The organism is Hyphomonadaceae bacterium BL14 (assembly GCA_027627705.1).
Taxonomy (GTDB): Bacteria; Pseudomonadota; Alphaproteobacteria; order Caulobacterales; family Maricaulaceae; genus Oceanicaulis.
On record CP091242.1, the window covers coordinates 2,266,634 to 2,290,701 of the forward strand.

Annotated in this window: 20 protein-coding genes; 8 read left to right on the forward strand and 12 right to left on the reverse strand. The window is 67.7% G+C overall.

Annotated features, from left to right (window positions below; genetic code table 11):
• The first annotated feature begins 99 nt into the window (after window positions 1-99).
• Together L2D00_11035 and L2D00_11040 are read left to right on the forward strand one after the other, a co-directional pair.
• Window positions 100-498 (forward strand): BlaI/MecI/CopY family transcriptional regulator, encoded by a 399-nt coding sequence (locus L2D00_11035; protein ID WBQ12378.1) that lies wholly within the window; start codon window positions 100-102, stop codon window positions 496-498.
• Window positions 498-2,057, forward strand: a complete 1,560-nt coding sequence (locus tag L2D00_11040; protein WBQ12379.1) for a M56 family metallopeptidase — start codon at window positions 498-500, stop codon at window positions 2,055-2,057. The genes L2D00_11035 and L2D00_11040 overlap by 1 nt, the downstream gene beginning before the upstream one ends.
• Window positions 2,058-2,124: 67 nt before the next feature.
• On the opposite strand, the gene greA is transcribed toward L2D00_11040, so the two are convergent.
• The 7 genes from greA to carA all read right to left on the reverse strand — a co-directional run bounded on the left by greA (window position 2,125) and on the right by carA (window position 12,578).
• Entirely contained in the window at window positions 2,125-2,598 is a 474-nt protein-coding gene (greA, locus tag L2D00_11045; GenBank protein WBQ12380.1) for a transcription elongation factor GreA, read from the reverse strand.
• Between the two features lie 61 nt (window positions 2,599-2,659).
• Window positions 2,660-5,914: a carbamoyl-phosphate synthase large subunit gene (gene carB, locus L2D00_11050; protein ID WBQ12381.1), complete on the reverse strand. Its 3,255-nt coding sequence runs from the start codon at window positions 5,912-5,914 to the stop codon at window positions 2,660-2,662.
• Between the two features lie 142 nt (window positions 5,915-6,056).
• Window positions 6,057-6,527 carry a DoxX family membrane protein gene (locus L2D00_11055; protein ID WBQ12382.1) on the reverse strand — a complete coding sequence of 157 codons (471 nt, stop codon included), beginning with the start codon at window positions 6,525-6,527 and terminating at the stop codon, window positions 6,057-6,059.
• A 164-nt stretch (window positions 6,528-6,691) separates the two neighbouring features.
• The gene (locus L2D00_11060; GenBank protein ID WBQ12383.1) at window positions 6,692-8,272 is read right to left on the reverse strand and encodes a peptide ABC transporter substrate-binding protein; all 1,581 of its coding nucleotides are present in this window, start codon (window positions 8,270-8,272) and stop codon (window positions 6,692-6,694) included.
• Window positions 8,238-8,993: an FkbM family methyltransferase gene (locus L2D00_11065; protein WBQ12384.1), complete on the reverse strand. Its 756-nt coding sequence runs from the start codon at window positions 8,991-8,993 to the stop codon at window positions 8,238-8,240. Before L2D00_11065 ends, L2D00_11060 begins: the two co-directional genes overlap by 35 nt.
• Complete coding sequence (locus L2D00_11070) at window positions 8,990-11,332, reverse strand: S8 family serine peptidase (GenBank protein ID WBQ12385.1); 2,343 nt, start codon at window positions 11,330-11,332, stop codon at window positions 8,990-8,992. Before L2D00_11070 ends, L2D00_11065 begins: the two co-directional genes overlap by 4 nt.
• Window positions 11,333-11,477: 145 nt before the next feature.
• Window positions 11,478-12,578, reverse strand: coding sequence for a glutamine-hydrolyzing carbamoyl-phosphate synthase small subunit (carA, locus tag L2D00_11075; protein ID WBQ12386.1), 1,101 nt, complete (start codon window positions 12,576-12,578; stop codon window positions 11,478-11,480).
• Between the two features lie 275 nt (window positions 12,579-12,853).
• Here carA and L2D00_11080 point away from each other — a divergent pair, with 275 nt between their 5' ends.
• From L2D00_11080 to rpoD, 3 genes are all read left to right on the forward strand, one after another.
• Window positions 12,854-13,321: a GatB/YqeY domain-containing protein gene (locus L2D00_11080; GenBank protein WBQ12387.1), complete on the forward strand. Its 468-nt coding sequence runs from the start codon at window positions 12,854-12,856 to the stop codon at window positions 13,319-13,321.
• A 72-nt stretch (window positions 13,322-13,393) separates the two neighbouring features.
• Window positions 13,394-15,223, forward strand: coding sequence for a DNA primase (gene dnaG / locus L2D00_11085; protein ID WBQ12388.1), 1,830 nt, complete (start codon window positions 13,394-13,396; stop codon window positions 15,221-15,223).
• Between the two features lie 51 nt (window positions 15,224-15,274).
• On the forward strand, window positions 15,275-17,353 hold the full coding sequence (gene rpoD / locus L2D00_11090) for an RNA polymerase sigma factor RpoD (GenBank protein WBQ12389.1): 2,079 nt from the start codon (window positions 15,275-15,277) through the stop codon (window positions 17,351-17,353).
• On the opposite strand, the gene L2D00_11095 is transcribed toward rpoD, so the two are convergent.
• The 3 genes from L2D00_11095 to L2D00_11105 form a co-directional block, all read right to left on the reverse strand.
• A complete protein-coding gene (locus L2D00_11095) occupies window positions 17,350-17,574 on the reverse strand; it encodes a hypothetical protein (GenBank protein WBQ12390.1) in 225 nt (74 codons plus the stop codon). The two genes, rpoD and L2D00_11095, sit on opposite strands and share 4 nt — an antisense overlap.
• A 221-nt stretch (window positions 17,575-17,795) precedes the next feature.
• Window positions 17,796-18,458 (reverse strand): hypothetical protein, encoded by a 663-nt coding sequence (locus L2D00_11100; GenBank protein WBQ12391.1) that lies wholly within the window; start codon window positions 18,456-18,458, stop codon window positions 17,796-17,798.
• A 127-nt stretch (window positions 18,459-18,585) separates the two neighbouring features.
• On the reverse strand, window positions 18,586-19,767 hold the full coding sequence (locus L2D00_11105) for a porin (GenBank protein WBQ12392.1): 1,182 nt from the start codon (window positions 19,765-19,767) through the stop codon (window positions 18,586-18,588).
• A gap of 362 nt (window positions 19,768-20,129) precedes the next feature.
• Between L2D00_11105 and L2D00_11110 the strand changes: the two genes are divergently transcribed.
• The 3 genes from L2D00_11110 to holA are packed head-to-tail and all read left to right on the forward strand — an operon-like array spanning window position 20,130 to window position 22,213.
• Complete coding sequence (locus tag L2D00_11110) at window positions 20,130-20,630, forward strand: DUF3576 domain-containing protein (protein ID WBQ12393.1); 501 nt, start codon at window positions 20,130-20,132, stop codon at window positions 20,628-20,630.
• Window positions 20,631-20,652: 22 nt separating this feature from the next.
• A complete protein-coding gene (gene lptE / locus L2D00_11115) occupies window positions 20,653-21,150 on the forward strand; it encodes an LPS assembly lipoprotein LptE (protein WBQ12394.1) in 498 nt (165 codons plus the stop codon).
• Window positions 21,151-21,163: 13 nt separating this feature from the next.
• Window positions 21,164-22,213 (forward strand): DNA polymerase III subunit delta, encoded by a 1,050-nt coding sequence (holA, locus tag L2D00_11120; GenBank protein ID WBQ12395.1) that lies wholly within the window; start codon window positions 21,164-21,166, stop codon window positions 22,211-22,213.
• Window positions 22,214-22,222: 9 nt separating this feature from the next.
• Here holA and L2D00_11125 read toward each other — a convergent pair whose 3' ends face one another.
• Together L2D00_11125 and L2D00_11130 are read right to left on the reverse strand one after the other, a co-directional pair.
• A complete protein-coding gene (locus L2D00_11125) occupies window positions 22,223-22,837 on the reverse strand; it encodes a superoxide dismutase (GenBank protein ID WBQ14507.1) in 615 nt (204 codons plus the stop codon).
• Window positions 22,838-23,070: 233 nt separating this feature from the next.
• Window positions 23,071-24,063 carry a glycerophosphodiester phosphodiesterase family protein gene (locus L2D00_11130; protein ID WBQ12396.1) on the reverse strand — a complete coding sequence of 331 codons (993 nt, stop codon included), beginning with the start codon at window positions 24,061-24,063 and terminating at the stop codon, window positions 23,071-23,073.
• Between the last annotated feature and the right edge of the window lie 5 nt (window positions 24,064-24,068).

Consider the following 24,068-nt stretch of genomic DNA (forward strand, 5'->3'; position numbering starts at 1 on the left):
ATGGTGGCTGCGGGCGCGGCGAGGTCAAGCGAGGAGCGCGCAATTGACAGGTGACGCGCACATGCTACACTTGTCGCGCACGTCAGACTGGAGCCGATGATGACAACACCCGAACCCAATCCCAGTGAGCTGGCCGTACTCAAGGCGCTGTGGAGTGCAGAGCGGCTCAGCGCCCGTGAAATCCATGACCGGATCGGCGCGGATCAGGGCTGGAGCCATTCCACCACCCGCACCGTCATCCAGCGCATGGTCGACAAGGGCCTTGTGCTTCGCGAGAGCCTGCATGGCCTCGCGGTCTTCGCACCTGCCTCGCGCAAGGTGGATCTGATCTCGTCGCTGGTGCGCAGTTTCGCCGCCCGCGTTCTGGAGGCCGACCCCGCCGCCCTGCCCGCCTCAGCCTTCGCCGGCAGCCGCCTGCTCGATGCGGCCGAGCGCGCCGAACTGGAAGCCTTGCTCAAAGCCCAGCCGGACTCACCCACAGATGAGGAGACACTCTGATGACCCTTGCACAGATTCTCACCGCGGCGGCGCTGTGCGTGCCGGCCGCTTTGTGCGCCTGGGCCGCCGCCCGCGCGCTGGAACCGCGCCTGTCGCCACGCGCCGGCGTTCATCTCTGGCGCGCCGCGCGTCTGGCGCTTGCCGCGCCGCTCGCCGCGCTCGCCCTGCCGGCCCTGGCCGGGCTCATGCCCGCGCCTGTGGCGGCGCAAGGCGGCGTCCCGGCCGCCCCGGCCCAGCCTGTCGCCGCCCCGATATTCCAGCCGGCGATCGAGTTTGCCCAGACCCTTGGCGGCGGTATTCCGCAGGGCGTGCTCTGGCTGATCGTGGCGCTTTACGCGGCCGGTTTCGCCTTCGCTGTCTCCCGGGCGGTGTCGCGCCGGGCTGCTCTCGCGAAGCTCACCGCAGGCAGCCGGCCGGCCACCGCCGCCGTTGCCGACATCGCCGTGCGCTGGCGGTCCCGGCTCTCCCTCCCGGACAACATAGCTCCGGTGCGGGTGGCCGATTTTGACGGCTCGCCCTTTGTCGCCGGGCTGCGCCCGGTGATTTTCGCCCCCGCCGCGCTGGCCAATGACCCGGCCTGCGAAGCCGCCCTCGCCCACGAGCTGACCCATGTGAAGCGGGGCGACGAGGCCGACCGCCTGCTGGGCGAAGCGCTGGCGGTGCTGTTCTGGTTCAATCCGGCGGTCTACGTCATTGAACGGCGCCTGGCCGGGGCGCGTGAGCTGGCCTGCGACGCCGAAGTGCTCGACCGGGCCGAACCGGCCCTGCGCCGGGACTATGCTACGGGAATCGCGCAGCTGGCGCCCGGCGAAACGGCGGCGACCGCCTTTCTGTCCGATCTGCCGGATTTGCGGCGGCGCCGGGTGAAAGCCGCCCTCGCCCATGACGGGCGCAGGGCCGGATGCGCCGCCGCAGCGCTGGCAGGGGCGCTGGTGCTCGCAGCGGCTCTACCGGCCGCGGGTCTGGCGGCGGCGCTCAGCGAGCGCGTGCAGGCGGCGACGGACGCGCCGCACACGCTCTCCGCGGGGGTGAACGAGGCGATACTCGACGCGCAAGAGGCGATGGAGGCGAGAGATTACCGGCGCGCGCTCGCCATTCTGGACGGCGCACCGGCATCAACACCCCGAGAGCAGAGCGTGGTTCAGCGGATGCGCGCCAACGCACTCTATCTTCGCACCCGCACCGATGAGGCCGCGCAGGCGCTTGAGGACGCGGTCGACGCGGGCGGGCTGACGCCTGAAGAAGAGCGCTCGGTACGGTCAAGTCTGACAGGGCTCTATATCAGCCAGGGCCACAACGACCGCGCTATCAGCACATTAAATCCGCTGCTGGCGGGTGGTTTCGGGCAGAATCCTCAAGAGGCCCGGAGCGCTGCTCTGTACCTTCTCCAGCTCGGCGAACCGGCCCGGGCGCTACCCTTTATCGGGACATTCCTGAGCACAACCGCGAACCCGATTCACGCTGATCTGAATCTAGCGCGGAGGATCTATCAACAAACAGGGCACGAGGCCGAAGCCGAGGCGATGGCCGCCCGCATCGCGGACCTGTACGGCGAATGATATCAGCCGTTACGCAGCGTCAGACCAAAGACGGCCGGCGCCTTGAAGCGCCGGCCGTTTCTTTTGATTAGACCCACTGCACTTTCAGGATCTCGTACGTTTTCACGCCGCCGGGCGCGGTGACTTCCACCACGTCGCCGGTTTCCTTGTTGATCAGGGCGCGCGCGATGGGCGAGGAGATGGAGATCTTGCCCGATTTCACGTCCGCCTCGTCATCGCCGACGATCTTGTAGGTCGCCTCGGCGTCGGTGTCCTCGTCCACCACGGTGACCGTGGCGCCGAACTTCACCGTGTCGCCCGACAGCTTGGAGGTGTCGATGACCTGGGCGCGCGCCAGCTTGTCCTCAAGCTCCTGGAGGCGGCCTTCAATCCAGCCCTGGCGCTCCTTGGCGGCGTGATACTCGGCGTTTTCCGACAGATCGCCATGGTCGCGCGCTTCGGAAATCGCCTGGATCACCGCCGGGCGCTCCACGGACTTGAGGTGCCTGAGTTCATCGTCGATGGCCTTGTGGCCCTCGGCGGTCATGGGGATCTTCTGCATGGATGTCCCGTTTCGCGTATTGAACGCCTGTAAATCAAAGCCTGCCCGGATCAGGGCAGGCTCATTGCGATCTACTAGAATAGGATTGGAGCGAGCGCGGTTCAAGCTGGCCGGCATCAATCACCGCAATTGACTTGATCGCGGCGCGCGCCGCCGAGGCGGTGGTGTAGCACGGAACGCGCATGTCCAGCGCCGTGCGGCGGATGGAATAGCTGTCGATCAGCGAGCGCTGGCCCTCGGTTGTGTTGAAGGCGAGCTGGACCTCGCCATTCTTGATCGCGTCGACGATATGGGGCCGGCCTTCAAACACCTTGTTGACCCGGCGCACCGCCACGCCCGCCGCTTCCAGCACGTCCGCCGTGCCGCCCGTGGCCAGCACTTCAAAACCCAGCCCGGTGAGGGTGCGGCATGGTTCGATCATCGCCGCCTTGTCGGAGTCTTTGAGCGAGACGAACACCCCGCCCGTGCGGGGCAAATTCACCCCGGCGCCCAGCTGGGCCTTGGCGAAGGCGGCCTCGAAACGGGCATCAATGCCCATCACCTCGCCGGTGGAGCGCATTTCCGGGCCCAGCACCGGGTCCACGCCGGGGAAGCGCGCGAACGGCATCACCGCCTCTTTCACCGACACATGCTTGGGATCGCCTTTGGGCAGGTCAAAGCTGCTCAGCATGCGTCCTGCCATCACCTGGGCGGCGATGCGCGCCACAGGGGCACCGATGGCCTTGGCCACGAAGGGCACGGTGCGGCTGGCGCGCGGATTGACCTCAAGCAGGAAAATCTCGCCGTCCTTGACCGCGAACTGCACGTTCATAAGCCCCTTCACCTTGATCGCGCGGGCCAGGGCCTCGGTTTCACGACGCAGTTCGGCCACGGTCCCGGCCGACAGCGAATAGGGCGGCAGGACGCAGGCGCTGTCGCCCGAATGCACCCCGGCCTCCTCGATATGCTCCATGATCCCGGCGACCCAGACGGTCTCGCCGTCACACACCGCGTCCACATCCACTTCCGAGGCGTCAGACAGATAGCGGTCCAGTAGGAGCGGCGATTTGCCCGACACATGCACCGCCTCGCGGATATAGCGCTCGAAGCTTTCCTGTTCGCGTACGATCTCCATGCCCCGTCCGCCCAGAACGTGGGAGGGGCGCAGCACCAGCGGGAAGCCCAGCGTGCGCGCTGCTACCGTGGCTTCTTCCACCGAGCGGGCGATGACGTTGGGCGGCTGTTTCAGGCCCAGCTCGTCCAGCAGCGCCTTGAAGCGCTCGCGGTCTTCGGCCAGATCGATGGCGTCCGGGCTGGTGCCCAGGATCGGGATGCCCGCAGCCTCCAGGTCGGCGGAGAGCTTCAGCGGGGTCTGGCCGCCATACTGCACGACCACGCCGATGAGCTCGCCGTTGGCGCGCTCGGTCTCGATCAGCTCGATCACATCCTCGGCGGTCAGCGGCTCGAAATACAGCCGGTCGGCGGTGTCATAGTCTGTCGAGACGGTCTCGGGGTTGCAGTTCACCATGATGGACTCGATGTCCATGTCGGCGAACGCGAACGCCGCGTGACAGCAGCAATAATCAAACTCGATGCCCTGACCGATGCGGTTCGGACCGCCGCCCAGGATGATCGCCTTCTTGCGGCCTGTGGGCTCGCTCTCGCAGGCTCCGCCGGTCTCGTAGGTGGAGTACATGTACGGCGTCACCGCCGCGAACTCCGCTGCGCAGGTATCCACCCGTTTGTAGACCGGACGCACGCCCAGTGCGCGGCGCGCCGACGCGACCCCGGCTTCGGCGGTGCCCGTGATGGCGGCCAGGCGCGCATCGGAAAAGCCCATGGCTTTGAGACGGCGCATGCCGTCGGCATCGCCGGGCAAGCCCAGCATACGTACATCCTCTTCTGCCGCCACGATCTCCTCGATCTGGCGCAGGAACCAGGGCTCATAGGCGCAGGCGGCCTGGATGCTCTCCATGCTCAGCCCCTCGCGGAACGCCTGGGCGATCACGCGCAGCCGGTCCGGGGTGGGCAGCGACAGCGCCGCCAGCACCGCCTGGCGGCGCGCCGCATCATCCTCGGCGGTGTCGACGCCGGGGATCGCAATCTCGTCAAAACCCGACAGGCCGGTCTCCAGGCTACGCAGCGCCTTCTGGACGCTTTCCTGGAAGCAACGGCCAATGGCCATGGCCTCGCCCACCGATTTCATCGACGTGGTCAGGCTGTCCTTGGCACCGGGATATTTCTCGAAGGCAAAGCGCGGGATTTTCGTGACCACATAATCAATGGCCGGCTCGAAGCTGGCCGGCGTCGCGCCGCCGGTGATGTCATTGTCGATCTCGTCCAGCGTATAGCCCACGGCCAGCTTGGCGGCGACACGGGCAATGGGAAAGCCGGTAGCCTTGGACGCCAGCGCCGAGGAGCGCGACACGCGCGGGTTCATCTCGATGACCAGCATGCGGCCATCAGCCGGATTGACGGCGAACTGCACATTGGAGCCGCCGGTCTCCACCCCGATCTCGCGCAGCACGGCGATCGAGGCCGAGCGCATGCGCTGGTATTCCTTGTCCGTGAGGGTGAGCGCCGGTGCCACGGTAATGGAATCGCCCGTATGCACGCCCATGGGATCGATATTTTCGATGGAGCACACGATGATGCAATTGTCCGCACGGTCGCGGACCACCTCCATCTCGTATTCCTTCCAGCCAACCACGCTCTCCTCGATCAGCACTTCGGTGACCGGGGAGTTGTAGAGGCCCGAGGCGACGATCTCGCGAAATTCCTCGACATTATAGGCGATGCCCCCGCCCGTGCCGCCCATGGTGAAGGAGGGGCGGATCACCGCCGGCAGACCCAGCTCCTCCAGCACGATCTCGGCTTCGGCCAGGGTGTGGGCGGTGCGCGATTTGGGGCTTTCCAGCCCGATGGAATCCATGGCGTTGCGAAAACGCTCGCGGTTCTCGGCCTTGTCGATGACGTCGGCGCGTGCGCCGATCATTTCCACCCCGAACAGCTCCAGCACGCCGCGACGGTCCAGTTCCAGCGCGCAGTTGAGGGCGGTCTGCCCGCCCATGGTAGGAAGGAGCGCGTCAGGGCGCTCCTTCTCGATCACCTTGGCGACCATTTCCGGCGTGATCGGCTCGATATAGGTGGCGTCGGCGAGCCCGGGATCGGTCATGATCGTGGCCGGGTTGGAGTTCACCAGAATCACCCGGTAGCCCTCTTCCTTCAGCGCCTTGACCGCCTGCACGCCCGAATAGTCGAACTCGCAGGCCTGACCGATCACGATGGGCCCCGCGCCGATGATCAGGATGGACTGGATGTCAGTGCGTCTGGGCATGGGCTCGGCCTTTCAGTCAGACGCGCGCAAACCCGGCCCCCGGATGGGTCCCGGGAGGGGCGTGCGGCGCGGGTTCAATCGCTGAAACCCGTGTCTAACGCCTGCCGCCGCGCTTGGCGAGAGCCGGTTTACAGGGCCGGGCTCAGCCCGTCTTCAGCCGCGCCCCGGCTAGGGCCAGCCAGAGGGCGATGGCAGCCAGGAAGACCTGATATTCCATGCCGCCCATGGGGTGGGTTTCGGTGGCCATGAAGGCCCACTGACCCCAGTGAAGGGTCGCAATCGCGCCCAGCAGAACCGGCAGGGCCGCCAGGCCGGCCAGCCGCGTGGCCAGCGCACCGGCTGCGCCGCTGATGAGCCCGCCGGCCAGGATCGCGGCACCGGCGAAGAGCTCGGCAAACGCGACAAGGCCCGCCAGTACGAGCGCGGGGACGCCCTCCACGCCGAAGTTCGGCGTGATCATCATCATGGCGAACGGCTCGAGGCCCATGCCAAACAGCTTGCCCAGCCCCTTGTGCAGGAATACAGCGGCGAATCCGGCGCGCAGCACCCAGTGGGCGGCGGGCAGGGCGGGCGCGGCCGCGCGGTTGAACAGGGTTTCGGCTCTGGCGAACATGACAGTCTCCTGATGAATAGCGATGGCGCAGGGCCTTTCCCCGCGCCGCGGGGGCAAACTCGCCCACGCGCTGCTCACTTGGAAATCAGCTCTCGGAGAGCCGGGCGTGACAATGGCTCACGCCGCTGTGACGGGGCGGGGCCAGCGCCCCGGCCCCCATCGCCCTACCCCAACCGCAAATCCCGCCACAGATGGGGCGGGATGTCATCGCGGGCGCGCACGCGCGGGGCGACCAGCCACCAGGCGCGTTCGTGCAGGAGCGGGATGTTCGGCATATCGGCGAGCAGCTCGGCCTCGGCCTCGCGGTGCAGCTGCGCGCGGCGGGTGCGGTCGAGCTCGCCGCGCGCCTCGCGCATCAGCGCATCAAAGGCGGGGCGCCGTCCGCCTTCCCAGTTGGTATTGTCGGCAAAGCCCTCGCGGGCGAACGGCTGAAGCATGAAATCCGGATCGGATTTCAGCCCGCGGTCAAAGCGCGCGAGCGCCAGATCATACTCACCGCCATCCACTGCCGCATACAGGTCCAGCGGATAGGTGGCCAGAAGCTCGCAGGCCACTCCGGCCCGGCGCCAGTCATCAATGATCGCCAGCGCCACCCGGTCGCGGTCACCGGCACTGGCACGCAAGGTGAGGCGCAGCGGATTGCCCGGGCCATACCCGGCGTCCTCCAGACGCGCGCGCGCCGCGTCCAGGTCCGGCCCGGCGCTTTCGGCCTCGGGATCGGGGATAACGCGGTCTGCAGGCGTGGACAGGCCGTGGAAGAAATGGGTGTTGAGATAGGCCCGGTCGATGGCCAGGCTCAGCGCCTGGCGCACGCGGACATCGCGCAGGCGCGGGCTGGCGCAATTGACCTTGATATAGGTGAGGATCGGCGCGGGAAAGCTGCGCAGCTGGTCGCCGATACGCTCGCGCAACAGGCCCAGCTGGTCGCCCGGCGGGCGGTCCACCAGATCGTAATCGCCCGCGCGGAACCGGCGGGCGCGCGCGGCACCGTCATCGATCACATCCACGCGGATGGTGCCGATGCGCACGCCTTCAACGCCGGCAAAGCGCGGGTTCTTCTCCAGCCGGTAGCTCATGGCGCCCTGGTCGGCCAGCAGATAGGGCCCGGCGCTGACCCAGTGCTCAGGGCGCGTCCAGTCATCGGGCCGCGCCTCCACGGCGTGGCGCGGCAGGGGATAGAACTCGCGCATCAGGACCGGAAACAGGCTGACGGGCCGGTCAAGCTCGAACACCACCGTGTGCGCGTCCGGCGCGCTGACACCAATCTCTTCAGGCGCGATCTGGCCGAGCAGCGCTGCGCGCGCGCCCCTTACCGCGAAGAAATCGCCCAGATCCGCGAACCCCGTGCGCGGGTCCACCGCGCGGCGGGCTGTCCAGACTACATCGTCGGACGTGATCGGCGCGCCGTCGGACCAGACCAGGCCCGGCGTCAGACCGAAGGTCCAGGTGCGGGCATCGTCGCTGCGCCACGACGCCGCCAGGCCCGGTGCCAGCCCGCCTGACGGCGAATACTCTGTCAGGGGCGCGTGCAGCTGCTTGTACAAAAGCGCCGCGGAGGCGAACTGGCCCTTCAGGGGGTCAAGGCTGTCGGCTTCGGAATCGATGGCCACACGCAGCATGTCCGAGGGATCGCCGCTCTTGCCGCAGGCGGCCGCGCCTGCCAGCGCCAGAGACGAGGCCACCAGACCCCGCCGGGTCAGGCGTGCCTGCTCAGGCCACCGGCCGGAAAATGAAATTATTGACATAGCCCGCCTCTCCCGCCCGTCCGCGATGGTCGCGCGCCACATCCAGCGCCTCACGGCTGATGACCGTACGGTCGCGGATCGCCTGCGTGATGTAGCCAAGCGACTCGACAAAATCGAGGGCCGAGTCGAGATCGCTGCCGGTATGGCGCTCCTCGATTTCGATAATCATCACCGGCCGGTCACGGATGATGACGCCGCGCGCGCCCTCCAGAACGGCCCGCTCATGGCCCTCCACATCAATCTTCATGAAGCCCACGGGTGGCGGATCAAGCGCATCCAGCGGCGCGGCGCGCACCGGGACACACATATGGGCCGCGCCGGCGATCTTGTCCGGGTTCAGAGACGCACCCTGGTTGGAATAGCGCCCGTCCGCGCCGGGGATCATCAGCTCGGCTTCGCCGTCTGCGTCCGACAGGGCGATGGCGTGGCAGGTCACGCGCGGACCAGCCGCGCGGTGCAGGAAGTCATAGAGCTTCGGGTTCGGCTCGAACGCCCAGACCGCCGGGCAGAGCCGGGCCATCTCATGGGCCCAGATACCGCGATTGGCACCGATATCGACGGCCAGGCGGTCAGGGTCGACCAGATCGGGCAAAAGCCGCAGGCCGTACTCGCCCTTGTGCCGCTCGCGCGCAACAATGCGTTTGAGCTCCAGCCGCGGGGGCACGAGCGCGCGCTTGAGGCGCTCCTCCAGAGTCAGCGGCGGGCCGGACGCCCGGGTCACCACTGGGTCCGGATTCCCGCCCAGAGCAGGCCTTCGGACGGGGCGCCGGCGATATGGCCGGGTTCACGCGTCAGGCGGGCAGCCAGGCTGGCGGCGGTCGCGCCGCCAAGCTGTACCCGCCAGGCGGCCTCCATGGAGATCTCACGTCCCGACGGGGCGAGACTGGCGTAGCGGCGCTCGTACAGGGTCACATTGTCTTCATCCACCAGCACCGGCACCAGCGCTGACACGGCCCCGCGCTCCACGCGCAGGGGCTGGGCCAGGGTGAACCCCAGACGCCCGCCCGCGAACGCCCGGTCCGCGCCGATGCTCCACGCGCTGGCACCCAGCGCCTGTTCACGCTGCAGGGCCAGCGGCAGGGCGATCTCGCCGGTGACATGTTCGACGCGTGCTGCGCCGCGCCAGCCCAGAGGCAGCGCGCCGCTCCACAGCCCGGCGGCGAAGCGCGTTTCCGATCCGTCCTGCTCGCCAAAGCGCGCCGCCAGGAACCCGCCCAGCGACCGGTAGGTCTCGCGGCCCGAGCCGGTCTCGAAGCCAAGGGTCTGACCCTCGCGCGTGAAGGTCAGCGCCGCAGCCTGGAAGGCCGAGGCGTCACCGCCTGACGCGCGCACATGGAAGCCCAGAGCGCCATCCAGCACCGGCGTACGGTAGCTCACCGCCGCCCAGTCGCGCTGGCCGGTCAGGCGCGCCACCGCGCCGGAAAACTGGGTCTCTGACAGGACGGACACGCCCGCCCCGCCCGCCGGCGCGGGCGTTGCAAAGCCCCGGCCCGCCTGCAGGCTGAGCCCGCCCTGACGGAAGGCGAAGGAGAGATCAGGCTGGGTCTGATAGATGTCGCTGGGCAGATTGCGCAGGGCGTGCGGCCGGTCCGGGGTCAGACGCATCATCACTTCAGCCGGGCCCGCGCGCGTCACGCCGGTACGCGCCAGGCTGGACGCCGCCGCGCTTTCCATGGCGTCCATGGCGCTGGCGTTGGAGACCGCATCGGGGCGCGCGGCGTCAAAGCGGAACGGCCGGCGGAATTTGTCGCGCAGAACCGCGCCCTCCACCAGGCCACTGCGCCACATCCAGTCGCCATAAGGCCCCGTCGGCGCCTGCAGCAACGCCCCCAGCGGCACGGCCTCTGCCGTGGCGAAGCTCACCGAAGAGCTGCCCACAGGCTGGAAAGCGGCGGCCAGATCAATCAGGCCCCGGCCATAGACTTCGTCCGTTCCGGGATCGCCGAGATCGCGCGCAGTCTCGAACAGGATTTGCAGCGCCTCATTGCCCCGAAGATGCGGGAAGGCCTGCAGCAGCAGCGCCAGCGCCCCCGCCACATGGGGTGCAGAGAAGCTGGTGCCGGAATAGCGGGCGAGCTGGGGGTCGCCATCCTCGTTATTGAGGAAGGGCGTCAGGATGCGGCTGCCCGGTGCCATCAGGTAGACGCCGGCCGAGCCGCCCGCGCGGTTCGAGAAAGGCGTGATCACGGCCTCGTCGGGCGAACAGCCCAGCTCCCGGCCGGGACATTCCACCGCGCCGACCGCCACGGCAAAGCCCATGGCCTCGGCGGTGCGGGCAAAATTGGCGGGATAGTTCGGGTTGGTGGCGTCTGCCTCGTCGTCCTCACCGTCATTACCCGCAGAGATGACGAGGAATATTCCGGCGTTGACCGCCCGGCGCATGGCCGCAAAGGTCCGCGACAGCGCGTCATTGTCCCCGACCTCGCGGCCCAGCGACAGGTTGATCACCCGGGCCCCGTTATCGATCGCGTAATCGATGGCGGCCGCGACATTGGTGTCCGAATACCGGCAGCCACCATCTTCCTCATCGTCGTTTTCGCAGCTGTCCGGGGTGTCGGCGCGCAGCGCCATCACAGAGCTCTGGAACGCAACGCCATGGCCGCCACGATTATTCTTGTTGGCAGCGATCACGCCGGCCACGCCGGTTCCGTGGCCGTCAGTATCCTCAAGACTGACGCGTGAGCCGACAATGTCTGTACTGGTGGGGTGGATGCGCCCGGTCAGTTCGGGATGCTCCTGGACGATGCCCGTATCCACCACGGCAACGATTATGCCCTCTCCGGTCGCACCGGCAGCATAGGCGGTCGAGGCGTTGATCAGACCCAGACCGTATTGCTCGTTGTATTCCCCGGTTTCAAACGAGGCCGGGTTGCCCGGTGGCGGCGGTGGCGGTGGCGGTGGTGGCGGGGGAGGCGGCGGTGGCGGAGGCGGTGGCGGCGCAGGACTCGCGATCGGCCCGGAGGCCCCGCCGCCGCCGCCACACCCGGTCACGACGACCGCCGCAGCGGCTGTGAACACCGCCGCCAGCAGCGCCCGGCGCAGGCCCTTGGAGTCAGTCATTGTGCGTCTCCCGCAAGCACGGATATCCCGTAACCGCGCGCATGAAGCCCCTCATCCAAGTGGAGGCTAGACCGCCCAGGGGCCCGGTGCCAAACGGTAACTGCTGTTTCAGGAGACGTCGCTTGCGCCCAGGGCTGATCGCCGGTTAACGCAAACCAGCGACGAACTGGTCAAAGACCGCATAACTGTCCTGTGGGCCCGGGCTGGCTTCCGGGTGATGCTGCACGGCGGAGACTGGCTTGTCGGTGAGCCGGAAGCCGCAATTGGTGCCGTCGAAGAGCGAGACATGGGTCTCGACGGCCGTCGCGGGGAGACTGTCGCGGTCCACGGCAAAGCCGTGATTCATCGACACGATCTCAACCTGGCCGGTCTCGAGATTCTTCACCGGATGGTTGGCCCCATGGTGTCCCTGGGTCATCTTCAGGGTCTTTGCGCCGATAGCGAGCGCGAGCATCTGGTGACCGAGACAAATGCCCAGAACCGGCACGCCTGCATTGATCACGCCGCGCAGCGTGTCCAGCGCATAGGCACCTGTGGCCGCCGGATCGCCCGGCCCGTTGGAGACCACCACGCCCGCAGGCTTCATGGCCAGCACATCAGCCGCCGAGGCCGATCCCGGCGCGATGCGCACGCGGGCACCGGCGCTGACGAGGCGGCGCAGGATATTGGCCTTCACACCGTAATCGAGCACCACCACCAGCGGGCCGGCTTCAGGCCCGCCGGTGTAACCGGCCGGCCAGTCCCATCCGCCTTCAGACCAATCGGCATTTTCGGTATTGGCGACGGCGCGGGCCAGCTCGCGGCCCTCCATGGACGGCGCACCGGCGGCCAAAGCGGTCAGGGCGTCGATATCAAACTGGCCGTCACGGGCATGCTGCAGTGCGGCCATGGGCATGCCGGTTTCGCGAATGCGCCGGGTGATGGCGCGGGTGTCAACCCCGGTGATGGCGGCGATGGCGCGCGAGGCGAGCCATTCATCAAAACCCTGCTCGGCACGCCAGCTGGCCGGCGCGGTGATAGGCGCACGCGCGACCATGCCCACGGCGGCCTTGCGGCCCGGCGCACTGGCTGATTCCTCGTCCTGGGCATTGGCACCCACATTGCCCACATGCGGGAAGGTGAAGCAGACGATCTGTCCGGCATAGGACGGGTCGGCCAGAACTTCCTGATGACCCGTCATGGCGGTGTTGAAGCACAGCTCGCCCACGACAGTTCCGGACGCGCCGGCCCCCTGTCCGTAGAACACGGTTCCGTCCGCCAGAACCAAGGCCGCACTGGCACCTGGAGGGGCCGCGCTCACAGGCCCGGACGAGGGACGGTCTTGATTCTGGACCGCTGATGCCATAACTCACCGCCTCCACGCCGCCCGCGCGCTTCCCGGATGGGAAGGGACCCGGCGGTCAAACGCGCGGACCCTACGCGCGCCACGGGCGCGGGTCAAGAATGTGCTGCGTGCGCGAAGACGTTATATTTCAAGGGCTTGACTTGAATGTACAGGCGGCCCTCACACCCGGGTGAACCATGTCGCTCAGAGAGCGGATTACTTCGGACCTGACCGACGCGATGCGCGCGCGCGACGCCGTGCGCCTGTCGACGTTGCGCCTGATCCAGGCTGCCATCAAGGATCGCGACATCGCGGCACGCGCCGAAGACCGGTGCAAGGGCTGCGGCGAGGATGAGATCCTCGCCATCCTGCAAAAACTGGTCAAGCAGCGCGAGGACAGCGCCGCGGTCTATGAGACTGCCGGACGGCTGGATCTCGCCGAGCGCGAGCAGCGCGAAGCGGAGATCGTGCTCAGCTATCTGCCCGAACCCATGGATGACCGCGCGATTGCGCTGGCCGCCCGCGAAGTGGTTGCCGATCTCGGCGCGGCTGGTCTCAAGGATATGGGCCGCTGCATGGGCGAGCTGAAAGACCGCTATACCGGGCGCATGGATTTTTCGCGCGCCGGCAAGGAAGTGCGCGCCCTGTTGCAAAAGCCCGCCTGACGCGCAGGGCGGGTGCGTTCTGGCACCAAGCGCGCTAAAGTCCGCGATCATGCGGGAGCGGCAGCATACAGTATGGCGATACCCGACGGCTTCATTGACGAGATCAAGGCGCGCATTCGCCCGTCCGAACTGATCGGGCGGACGGTGGCGCTCAAGCGTCAGGGGCGCGAATTTGCAGGTCTGTCCCCGTTCAAGAAAGAGCGCACTGCGTCGTTTTTCGTCAATGATGACAAGGGATTCTACCATTGCTTCGCCAGTCAGGAGCATGGCGACATCTTCACCTGGCTGCAAAAAACCCAAGGCCTGAGCTTCATGGAAGCGGTTGAAACGCTGGCTCAGGAGGCCGGGCTGGACGTGCCCAGGTCCGAGCCCGCTGACCCCGAGCGCGAGGCCCGCCGCCAGCGCACGCTGGACTGGAATGAAGCCGCCCAGGAATGGTTTGCCCGCCAGCTGGCTTCGCCAACCGGGTCTGCAGCGCGCGCCTATCTGGAAGGCCGGGGCCTGAAAGCGGCCGATTTCGCCCGGTTCGAGCTGGGCTTTGCCCCTGAATCCCGCCGGGGCCTGACCCAGGCCCTGATGCAGAAAGGGGCCAGCGTGCGCGATCTGGCCGAGGCCGGCCTGGTGATCGAGCCGGACGATGGCGGCGAGGCTTATGACCGGTTCCGCGGGCGGATCACGTTTGCCATCCGCGATCCGCGCGGGCGCATGGTGGCGTTCGGGGCGCGCGCCCTGTCCAGGGACCAGCGTGCGAAATACCTCAACTCGCCCGAGACGGCGCTGTTTCACAAGGGCTCGACCCTCTACCGCTATCCCGAAGCACGGGCCGCTGCCAGCGATCCCAAGTCCGGCGCCTCGGGCCTGATCGTGGCGGAAGGCTATATGGACGTGATCGCATTTGCCCGCGCCGGCCTGAGCCATGCCGTGGCACCGCTCGGCACAGCACTGACGGAAAACCAGATGGCGCTGCTCTGGCGCGCCGGCGGCGAGCCTGTGATCTGTCTGGATGGCGACGGGGCGGGCCAGCGCGCCGCCGCGCTGGCGGCTGAACGCGCGCTGCCGCTGATCGCGCCGGGCAAGACACTGCGCTTTGTCTTTCTGCCCGACGGGGCTGACCCCGATGATCTGTTGCGCGACAAGGGGGCCAGCGCGCTGCGCGACGCGGTATCCCAGCCCCGCCCGCTGATCGATGTGTTGTGGGAGCGCGAACTGAATGCCGGCCCGCTGGACGATCCTGATCGGCGCGCGGCCTTCCGCAAACGGCTGCGCGAGCTCACCGCGCGGATCACCGATCCGGATATGCGCGCGGAGTACCGCGCCGAGTTCGACGCCCGCGTCAACACCCTGTTCGCCCGCGCGCCCCGCCAAACTGCCCGGACCGACCGGCGGTCTGGACGCTTTGAGCCGCCGCCCGCACCGGGTCAGGATGTGGTGAATTCGGCACGTATGGCGGACTCCGAACGCGCTGCGCCCATGGCGCGCCAGCTGCTGGCCGGGGCCGTCGAATACCCGCAGATCGCTGCCGCCGAGGCCGAGACTTTGGCCGAATTGCCTTTCGGGCCGCTTGACAGCCTGCGCGATGCAGTTCTAGACGCCTGCCTCGATCCGGCGTTCGAGCCGGAAGAGGGATTGGCCACGAGGCTGGCAGCGCGCGGGTTTTCCGGTGCGCTGGCCCGTCTGTCTGCCGACCGGGCCGCGGCCCGGGCCGGTCTTGGGGGAGAGGACGCCAGCGCCGATGACCGTCTTGAGGCTTGGCGCAGGCTTTCGGCTTCCTATATGGAGCAAGTTGCATTCGTAGTCCGCAAAGCCGAGGATCGCGCCCGCATCGAGGACGCCTTCAACAGCGGCGACCCTGACGCCTTCAAATCGTGCCTCGCCGCCTTGCGGCGGGGCAAAACGCGTTAGCGCGCCTCACGCCGCGCTTATAAAGCCGCCCATTGGGAGCCCGACCCCCGCATGACGAAAGCCGCTGCCGAGACGCCTGACGCCCCCGCCGAGACCCAGGACGGGCCGCTGCTGGATCTGACCGATTCCACCGTCAAGGCGATGATCAAGGCGGCGCGCAAGCGCGGCTATGTCACCCATGACGAGCTGAACAAGGTCCTGCCCAGCGAAGAGTTCAGCTCCGAGCAGATCGAGGATATCCTCGCTCAGCTCTCGGAAATGGGCATTACGGTGGTGGATTCCGAAGACGACGTGGAAACCGATGAAGCGGCGCCCGAAGAGGCCGAGGACGACGACGACGAGTCCCGCCCGCGCGCCGTCGCCAAGAAGGCCAAGTCGGAAGTCGCCGGTCAGAACACCACATCCGCCCAGGACCGCACCGATGACCCGGTGCGCATGTATTTGCGCGAGATGGGCACGGTGGAGCTGTTGTCGCGCGAGGGCGAAATCGCCATCGCCAAGCGCATCGAGGCCGGCCGCAATGCGATGATCCGCGGGCTGTGTGAAAGCCCGCTGACATTTGAAGCCATCATGGTCTGGCGCGACGAGCTGCAGTCCGGTCAGGTGCTGCTGCGCGACATCATCGATCTGGATGCCACACTGGGCGGCATTCGCGGTGAAGCCGCCGCCGCCGAAGCGGCTGATGACGACGAGGACGCTGACAGCGACGGCGATGACGCCGCCAGCGCAAAGCCGGCCGGCGAGGCCCGCACCGCCGAGGCCAAGAAGGCCGGTGACGACAGCGCGAGCGAAGACGACGGCGACGGCGACGGCGAGAAGACCGGTCGCGAAAGCACAGACGACGACGATGAGGATGACGGCGCCAACATGTCGCTGGCCGCCATGGAGGCCGAGCTGCGCGACGGCGTGATGGTCACCCTGGACGCCATCGCAGTGGATTTCGACGCCTTCCGCCGCCTTCAGGACAAGCTCGTTGCCCTGCGTGTCGCCGGCAAGGATCTGTCGGCCAAGGATCGCGAGACCTATGACGGCGTGTTCGAGCGCATCGTGGCCAATCTCAACTCTCTGCATTTGAACAATGCGCGCATCGAGGCACTGGTCGAACAGCTGGACGCGATCAACAAGCGCCTGGTGGGCCTGGAAGGCAAGCTGTTGCGCATGGCCGAAGCCCATGGCGTGCCGCGCGGTGACTTCCTGGCGGTGTATCAGGGCCACGAGCTGGACCCGGCCTGGCTGGACGATGCCAATGGCCGCTCTGCGGCCTGGACGCGCTTCATCCAGCGCGAAGCGAGCGAAGCCGGCGCCATCCGCGACGAAATCTCGTCGCTGGCGCAGGAATCAGGCGTGCCGGTGGATGATTTCCGCCGCATCGTCGCGACTGTCCAGAAAGGCGCGCGCGAGGCGCGCATCGCCAAGAAGGAGATGGTCGAGGCCAATCTGCGCCTGGTGATCTCGATTGCGAAGAAATACACCAATCGCGGCCTGCAATTCCTGGATCTGATCCAGGAGGGCAATATCGGCCTGATGAAGGCGGTGGATAAATTCGAATACCGCCGCGGCTATAAATTCTCCACCTATGCCACCTGGTGGATCCGGCAGGCCATCACGCGGTCCATCGCCGATCAGGCGCGCACCATCCGCATTCCGGTGCACATGATCGAGACGATCAACAAGATCGTGCGCACCAGCCGCCAGATGCTCCACGAGATCGGCCGCGAGCCGACCCCGGAGGAACTGGCCGAAAAGCTCTCCATGCCCCTGGAAAAAGTGCGCAAGGTGATGAAGATCGCCAAGGAGCCGATCAGCCTTGAAACGCCCATCGGCGACGAGGAAGACAGCCATCTGGGCGACTTCATCGAGGACAAGAACGCGGTCCTGCCCATCGATGCGGCGATCCACTCCAACTTGCGTGAAACCACCACGCTGGTGCTCGCCAGCCTGACCCCGCGTGAAGAGCGCGTGCTGCGCATGCGCTTTGGCATCGGCATGAACACCGACCACACGCTGGAAGAAGTGGGCCAGCAGTTCAGCGTGACCCGCGAACGGATCCGCCAGATCGAAGCCAAGGCCCTGCGCAAGCTGAAACACCCGAGCCGGTCACGCAAACTGCGCAGCTTCCTCGACAGCTAAGGGGCTGCCGCCGGTCCTGCGTCACGAATGTGAGGCGGCTGGCCGGTTTGCTCAGACGCGGCCGCCCGGTCTTGCTGGTTGTGCAGGCGGGCGCGGTCCGATCCGGCGGCGTAGGCGATGGCGAACACCATCGCGACCGTCACCCAGAACCGGCCTGCGAACACGGCGCGCCATAGCGCTGGCAGGGCATCAGCGATGGTCGGACCGTGTGAGCGGCGCATGGCTGTCCTCACGCCTTGGAACGGTTGGAAAGGGGCAAACTTCATGCTGATTGCCCGCGCCGCTACAGGCTTGGCGCGTGTCTTTTGCAAACCCGGATTTCAACGCGACCGAACATATGAGTCAAGCGGGTGAATATCGTGGCCAAGTTGTCCGGCACGCAACCGTTTTCAGGCGCACGCCAGAGGGCGCGCGGCTCAATCAACCCATCAAAAACTGAAATCTAGAACCGGAATGCCGACTCAAAGCGGATTTCCGGGCGGCGCTCATCGCCCTCTTCACCGAAAATCTCGTCTTCGGGGGAGGTGAAGCGCACCTGGCCGCCCAGACGCACCCGGTCGGACAGGCTGAAAAAGGCACCGGCGGAGAAATCTTCAAGGCCGAAACTCTGCTGGCGCCGCTCGCTGTCGGCATAGCCCAGCGTGACACCCCAGCGCGCACCCGCCTGGATCTGGAATTCCTGCACCGAACGATTACCCCAGACCGAGCGGGTTTCCGCCGGCGCGAGGGTGAAGCGCTGATACCAGGGCAGAGCCGAGGCCGAGCCTGTATCGTCGAGGCCGGTCGCGGGCGTCAGCTCGGACGCGCGCTCTTGCGCCTCGCGCGCTGCCTCGGATGCGGCAGCGGCGGCGCGCAGGGCTTCGAACACATCGGTGTCGATATCCGCACCCGTCGCCGGGGCGGCCGCGTCGATCAGGCGCTGCAGATTGGCTTGTTCGCCGGACTGGCGCGAGAGGTCCGGCGCCAGGCGCACGCTGTTCGGAGAGGCCAGGCCCGACAGGGACAGGCGGACGCCGCCCTGATCCTCAAAGGCATGGGCCGACGGCGCCGCCCAAAGCAGGGCGGCGGCGCAGACACTCAGCAAAACAGGTCGTGCCATAGACATGACGGACCGGGCTCCAGCCCTTGATTGCTTGGCGCACACGGCGCTTGGATCAATGATCTATATCGCATCGGGTTTCACGATGTAAGCATAACCCGCTGCAGCACGCGCCGAGTCCCGGCGGACCGTGTCAAAAACGCAACCCTGCCTCCAAGGCAAGCCGCGCGCGGTGCCGGTCTTGCAAGCCGGGGCCTGCTTCGTCGGCCAGGCTGGCGGCCAGTCCGATGACCGCATGATCACCGACAAGGCGCGAGGCGGACAGCTGGACGCTCCGTCCCTCCCGGGGCGCCAGGCCGGCGCGCGCGGTTCCCGCCTCGGCGCTGAACAGCCAGTCGCCGCGTTCCAGCGAGGCCGAGGCGCTCAGCGCCTCGTAATCTGCGCCCGCCAACCCATCATTGGTCTTGAGCCAGGCAAGCCCCAGCGAGACATCGCCTTCAGAGCGCGCCAGCCGCGCCGACACGGCCCAGGGATCGCGCAGCAGGGCCGCATCCGGCCCGGCCGCGCGCCCGGTTTCCGCGCCGGCATAGGCGCGCCAGCGCACGCCGCTTTGCGGGCTGCGCCGGTCGAAGGACGCGGCCAGCGCCCAGACATTGCGCACATCGGCGCGCACACGGTCCGGGCCCGCAGCCCGGGACCGCCCGGCGCTGCGCCAGCCGGCATCCGGGGTGTAAGAGGCCGTCGCGCGCAAGCCGATCAGGCGGCGGGTCTGGATCGACACACCGGGCGCGGGGCCGGCAAGAGACAGCCCGGTATCCACAAGCGCCAACCCTGTTGGATCAATCAGCCCGCCATCGGCGCGCAGCGTGCGCACGGCACCGGGCCGGTCCGGGCGTTCCTGCCCGGCCGCACCTTCGGCAATCCCGGCGCGCATGCGCACAAAGCCGGTCTGCACCCAGACCGCGGCCTGAGACAGGCCAGCCGCTCCGCTGGCAGGCGCGCTGCCCGTTTGACCGGACAGACCGGTGACCAGGCCGGACAGAGCACGGCCATCGGCCGCCCGGGGGCATGCTGAGCAATCAGTGAGCGAGCGTGCCAGACCGCGGCGGCCATCGCCCGAGACCGCTTCGCCCGCCAGATCGATCCCCCACCGCAGGCCCGAGGGCCGCACGGCGTCCGCGCTCCAGCGCAGGGCCACAGCGCCATAGGGTGACGGCCGCGGCGCGCCCGAGCCAGGCACCAGCACCAGATCCACATCGGCCTGCGCCGTCGCCTGAAGGCCTGCGGGCAAGTCCGCACCATGGAGGCCGGGCGTAATCAGGGCCGTCAAAACCGCCGCGCTGCAGGCGGCGGCGAGGCGGGCGGATCGGGTCATGAAGGGGTCCGGTCGGCTAAGGGGCGGCGGAGGGGGCCTGTCTGGCGGTGTCAGGCCCGCTTAGCGGCAAACGTACACGGACCGCGCCGGGTGGGCCATGATTTCCCTGTGCGCGCGGTCCGCGCCGCTCAGCCCCGTCCCCCCGGACGTGCGACGAGAGTTGTGCAGAGCCTGGCAGGCGCTGGTCAAGCCTGTGCACGGGGATGAAGGCGAGCACGCGCGGATCCTGTGGCGCCCAGGACACGGTTCCCGAGTGTATGCAGCCCCCGCGCGCGGCGCTGGCCAGCCCCGTCCAGCATGGTATAACCCTGCAGCATCAGACCTGTTTTTTTTGGCCGCGCCCTGTCCGGAGACGCCACCGCATGACCCTGTCCCGCCTGCCTGCTCTCACCGCCGCCGCGCTGGCTTGCGCCCTTACCGTCACCGCCTGCGGCACCCGCGAGCGCCCCGCCGAGTCGGCGTCTGCCGGAGAGCAAGGCTTTCTGGGCGGATTGTTCAATCGCGGCGCGGCCAGCAATGCCGATGGCAGCGAGGCCGGAATCGGTGTGAACAGCCTGCTCTGGCGTGCGAGCCTTGAAGTGCTGCACTTCATGCCGGTCAGCGAGGCCGACCCGTTCGGCGGCGTCATCATTACCGACTGGTATGCCATCCCCGAAGCGCCGTCCGAGCGGTTCCGCGCTACGGTGTATATTCTGGATACACGCCTGCGCGCCGACGCGCTGAGTGTGCAACTGTTCAAGCAGGTGCGCGCAGATGAAGGCGAATGGCGCGACGCTTCGGTGGACGCTGCGACCCGCCTGCAGGTGGAAAACGCGATCCTGACCCGGGCCCGGCAGCTGCGGATTCAGAATATTCCCAACTGACGGCGAGCCGGAGGCTGCATCCATGATCCGATTCCTGCCTTCTGGTGCCGCCCTGGCTGCCGGGCTGGCCTTGCTAACGGCAGGCGGATGCGGCTTCCAGCCACTCTATGCCGGTGCGGGGTACGCCGCGCTGCCCGGCCTTGCCATCCAGTCGGGTGAAGACCGGATCGACTATCTGGTCGACGCCGCGCTGCGCCGGCACCTGGGAGACGGGGACAGCCCCTATCGTCTTGCACTTGCCACCACATCGCAGGAGGCCCCCATCGGCATTTCCGCCAGTGGTGTGGCCTCGCGCTATAACCTCACAGCGGTCACCCGGTATTCGCTGGAACGCGACGGTGCGGCACCCATACGCGGCCGAATCAGTGAAACCGTCCAGTTTGATGCGCCCGGCGACCCGGCTGCTCTGATTGCGGCGCGCAGCGATGCCGAAGCGCGCGCGGCGCGCGCAATTGCCGAACGCCTGGCCCAGACGCTGGCTGTAGAGCTGCGGCGGCGCGCACCCGCTTCAAACCGGTGATGAAGGCCACACCGTGAAGGTTCAGGCTCGCGACGCCGACCGCATGATCGCCAAGCCCGCGCCGGACGGGACGGTCTTCCTGGTCTATGGGCCTGACGGCGGTCTGGTGCGCGAGCGCGCCACCCAGCTGGCCGCGGCCCTGGTTCCGGATCTGGACGATCCGTTCTGCGTCACCCGGCTCACCGACGATGATCTAAAAGCCGATCCAGCTGCCCTGGCTGACGCCATGGCGGCCCTTTCCCTGACCGGCGGGGACCGGCTGGTGCGCCTGCGCCTGTCCGGCGATATGGCGGCGGTCGCCGGATTTCTGGCCGAGCTGGACTCAGGAGCCGCGCCGGCTGAAGCGCGCCTGGTGATCGAGGCGGGCGATCTCAAAAAGGGATCAAAACTGCGCAAGGCGGCCGAGGACGGGCGCACCAGCTACGCCATTGCCTGCTATGCCGATGAGGCCCGCGATCTGTTGCAGCTGGCCGATGCCATGCTAGCCGAAGAAGGTCTGCGCCTGGAGCCGGATGCGCGTGCCGTGCTCGCACCCTATCTCGAGGGCGACCGGGCCCTGGCCCGTGGCGAGATTGAAAAGCTTGTTGTTTACAAGGGCCTGAAGGCGCAGCGTGGCGAGGCGGACAGCGCTGTGACCCGTGAGGACATCGCGGCCATTTCTGCGGTGGGGTCAGACGCAGCCATGGACCAGATCCTCGATGCAGCCCTGAGCGGCGACGCCGCGCGGGCCGATCTCGCCTATGCGCGGGCCATGGGCGGCGGACTGTCAGCGGTGGGCGTCTTGCGCGCGCTTCAACGGCGGCTCGATCAATTCGATCAGGTACACGCCGCAGGCGGCGACCCCCAGGCGATGATGCGCGCGGGTGCGCCGCGCTTCGGGCCGCCCGCCGATGCGTTCAAACAGGGCCTGCGCGCCTGGCGCGGCCGCCGTCTCGACCAGGCGCGCCAGCGGGCCTTCGAGACCGAGCGGGCGGTCAAGCGCACCGGCGCGCCAGCCGAGGCGATTGTGGGCGATCTGCTCGCCCGCCTCGCCCTGGCCGCCGCGCCGCAAGGCAATCGCTAGGTCCCGGCGCTAGTCCTGAACCGCGGCCGCGTAGCGCTCGCTGGCCACCGACCAGTCCACCACATCCCACCAGGCGCTCAGATAATCGCCGCGCCGGTTACGGTACTGGACGTAGTACGCATGCTCCCAGACATCATTGCCCAGGATCGGCGTGCCGCGCACCGGGGCCACGTCCATCAACGGATTGTCCTGATTGGGCGTGGCAGTGACTTCCAGCGCGCCCGCGTCATTGACGATCAGCCAGGCCCAGCCGGATCCGAACTGGCTGCCGCCGGCGCGGTTGAAGGCGTCCTTCATTGCGTCGAGCGAGCCGAAAGCCTCTTCAATGGCACCCGACAGCTCCGCTGACGGTTCGCCGCCGGTTCCCGGCGCGGTCATCGAGGTCCAGAAGAAATCATGGTTCCAGTGGCCGCCGCCATGATTGCGGAACGCTCCCGGAAGGCCGGAAACCTGCGCCAGAATGTCTTCAAGGGCCACGCCCTGCAGGTCGGGCCGCGCTTCGAGAGCAGCATTGAGCCCGTTCACATAGGCCTGATGGTGGCGGCCATGGTGCAGCTCCATGGTCTCGGCATCGATCACAGGGGCCAGCGCATCAAAGGCATAGGGCAGCGGGGCCAGCGTGATGCGCCAGTCGGCCTGCCCGTGATCATCGCTGGAAACGGCCCCGGCGCTGGCCGCGAAGCCTGCTGAACTGGCAGCCGCGCCGGCCGGTGTCTGGCTCGCCTCACCGCAAGCCGCGGCCGTGACAAGGCCGGCGGACGCCAGCGCCCCCAGCGTGGTGCGCAATAGATCGTGTCGGGTCATGGATCGGCCCTCCTGTTTGGATATTCTGATGGTGTTAAGTGGCGTGCGGCGCGTCAGAGTCCACCCCGGGCGGCGGGACAGGCCTCCAGAAGGGCGCGCGATCGTGCGCGGGCGTCGAGCGCGGCGGCGGCGGCTGGCACATTGTCCACCGAGATGACCTCCACACCGGTTCGCGCCCAGACGGTGTGATCGGCGGCACCTTCGCGCTCGGCGCGGAAATTGCCGAAACTGGTCTCGACGCCCTTTTCGGCCAGCGCCGCATCCAGCGCGGCATTGCCTTCGCCCAGTCCCAGCCAGGCGACAATCCGGGTGAGATCCACGCCGGCCTCTTCCAGCGTGGCGAGGTCCTCCAGCGAGCGGATGCCCGCCGAGATCATGACTTCGGGTGCCATCTCATGCAGCGCGATGGCCTGATCGAGGCGATAGGTGATGACCAGCACACGATCCAGCGCATCCAGCGCGCGCACATCCTGCATCAGGCGCTCATGGGTGAGCGAGCCCTTCAGGTCGAGCTGCGCGATGGCCCGGCCATCGATCTCGGCCATGAATTCTTGAAATTCGTCCGCTCTGCCGTCCAGCGCCTTGCCGTCATTATCCACCAGGCGGAAGGCCGCGATCTCGTCGAACGTCATGTCTTCCACGCGGCCGGTGCCAGTGGTGGTTCGCTCAAGGGTGCGGTCATGCATCAGCACCAGACGGTCGTCGGCGGTGAGGCCGATATCGAATTCCACGAAGACCGCCCCGTCGGCAGCTGATTGCAGCGCCGATTCATGATCATTCTCCGCAAAACCCGGACGTGGTCCGGTGCGGTGAGCGCTGAGCAGCGTGACGCCCTGCTCCCGGGCGCAATCGAGATAGGCCCCCACATCAATGCCGGCCAGCCAGCGGTCAGCTTCAGCCCGGCTCTCTTCTTCCGGCGCCTGCAGCTGCTCCATGGCCGGAGGCGGCGGCGGGGGCGCGTCCGGCGGGGGTGCCGCCTCGGGACCGCATGCGGCGAGCAGAGCCAGGAATGGCAGGCTGGAGGTACAGACGAGGAAGCGGGTCATGGGTC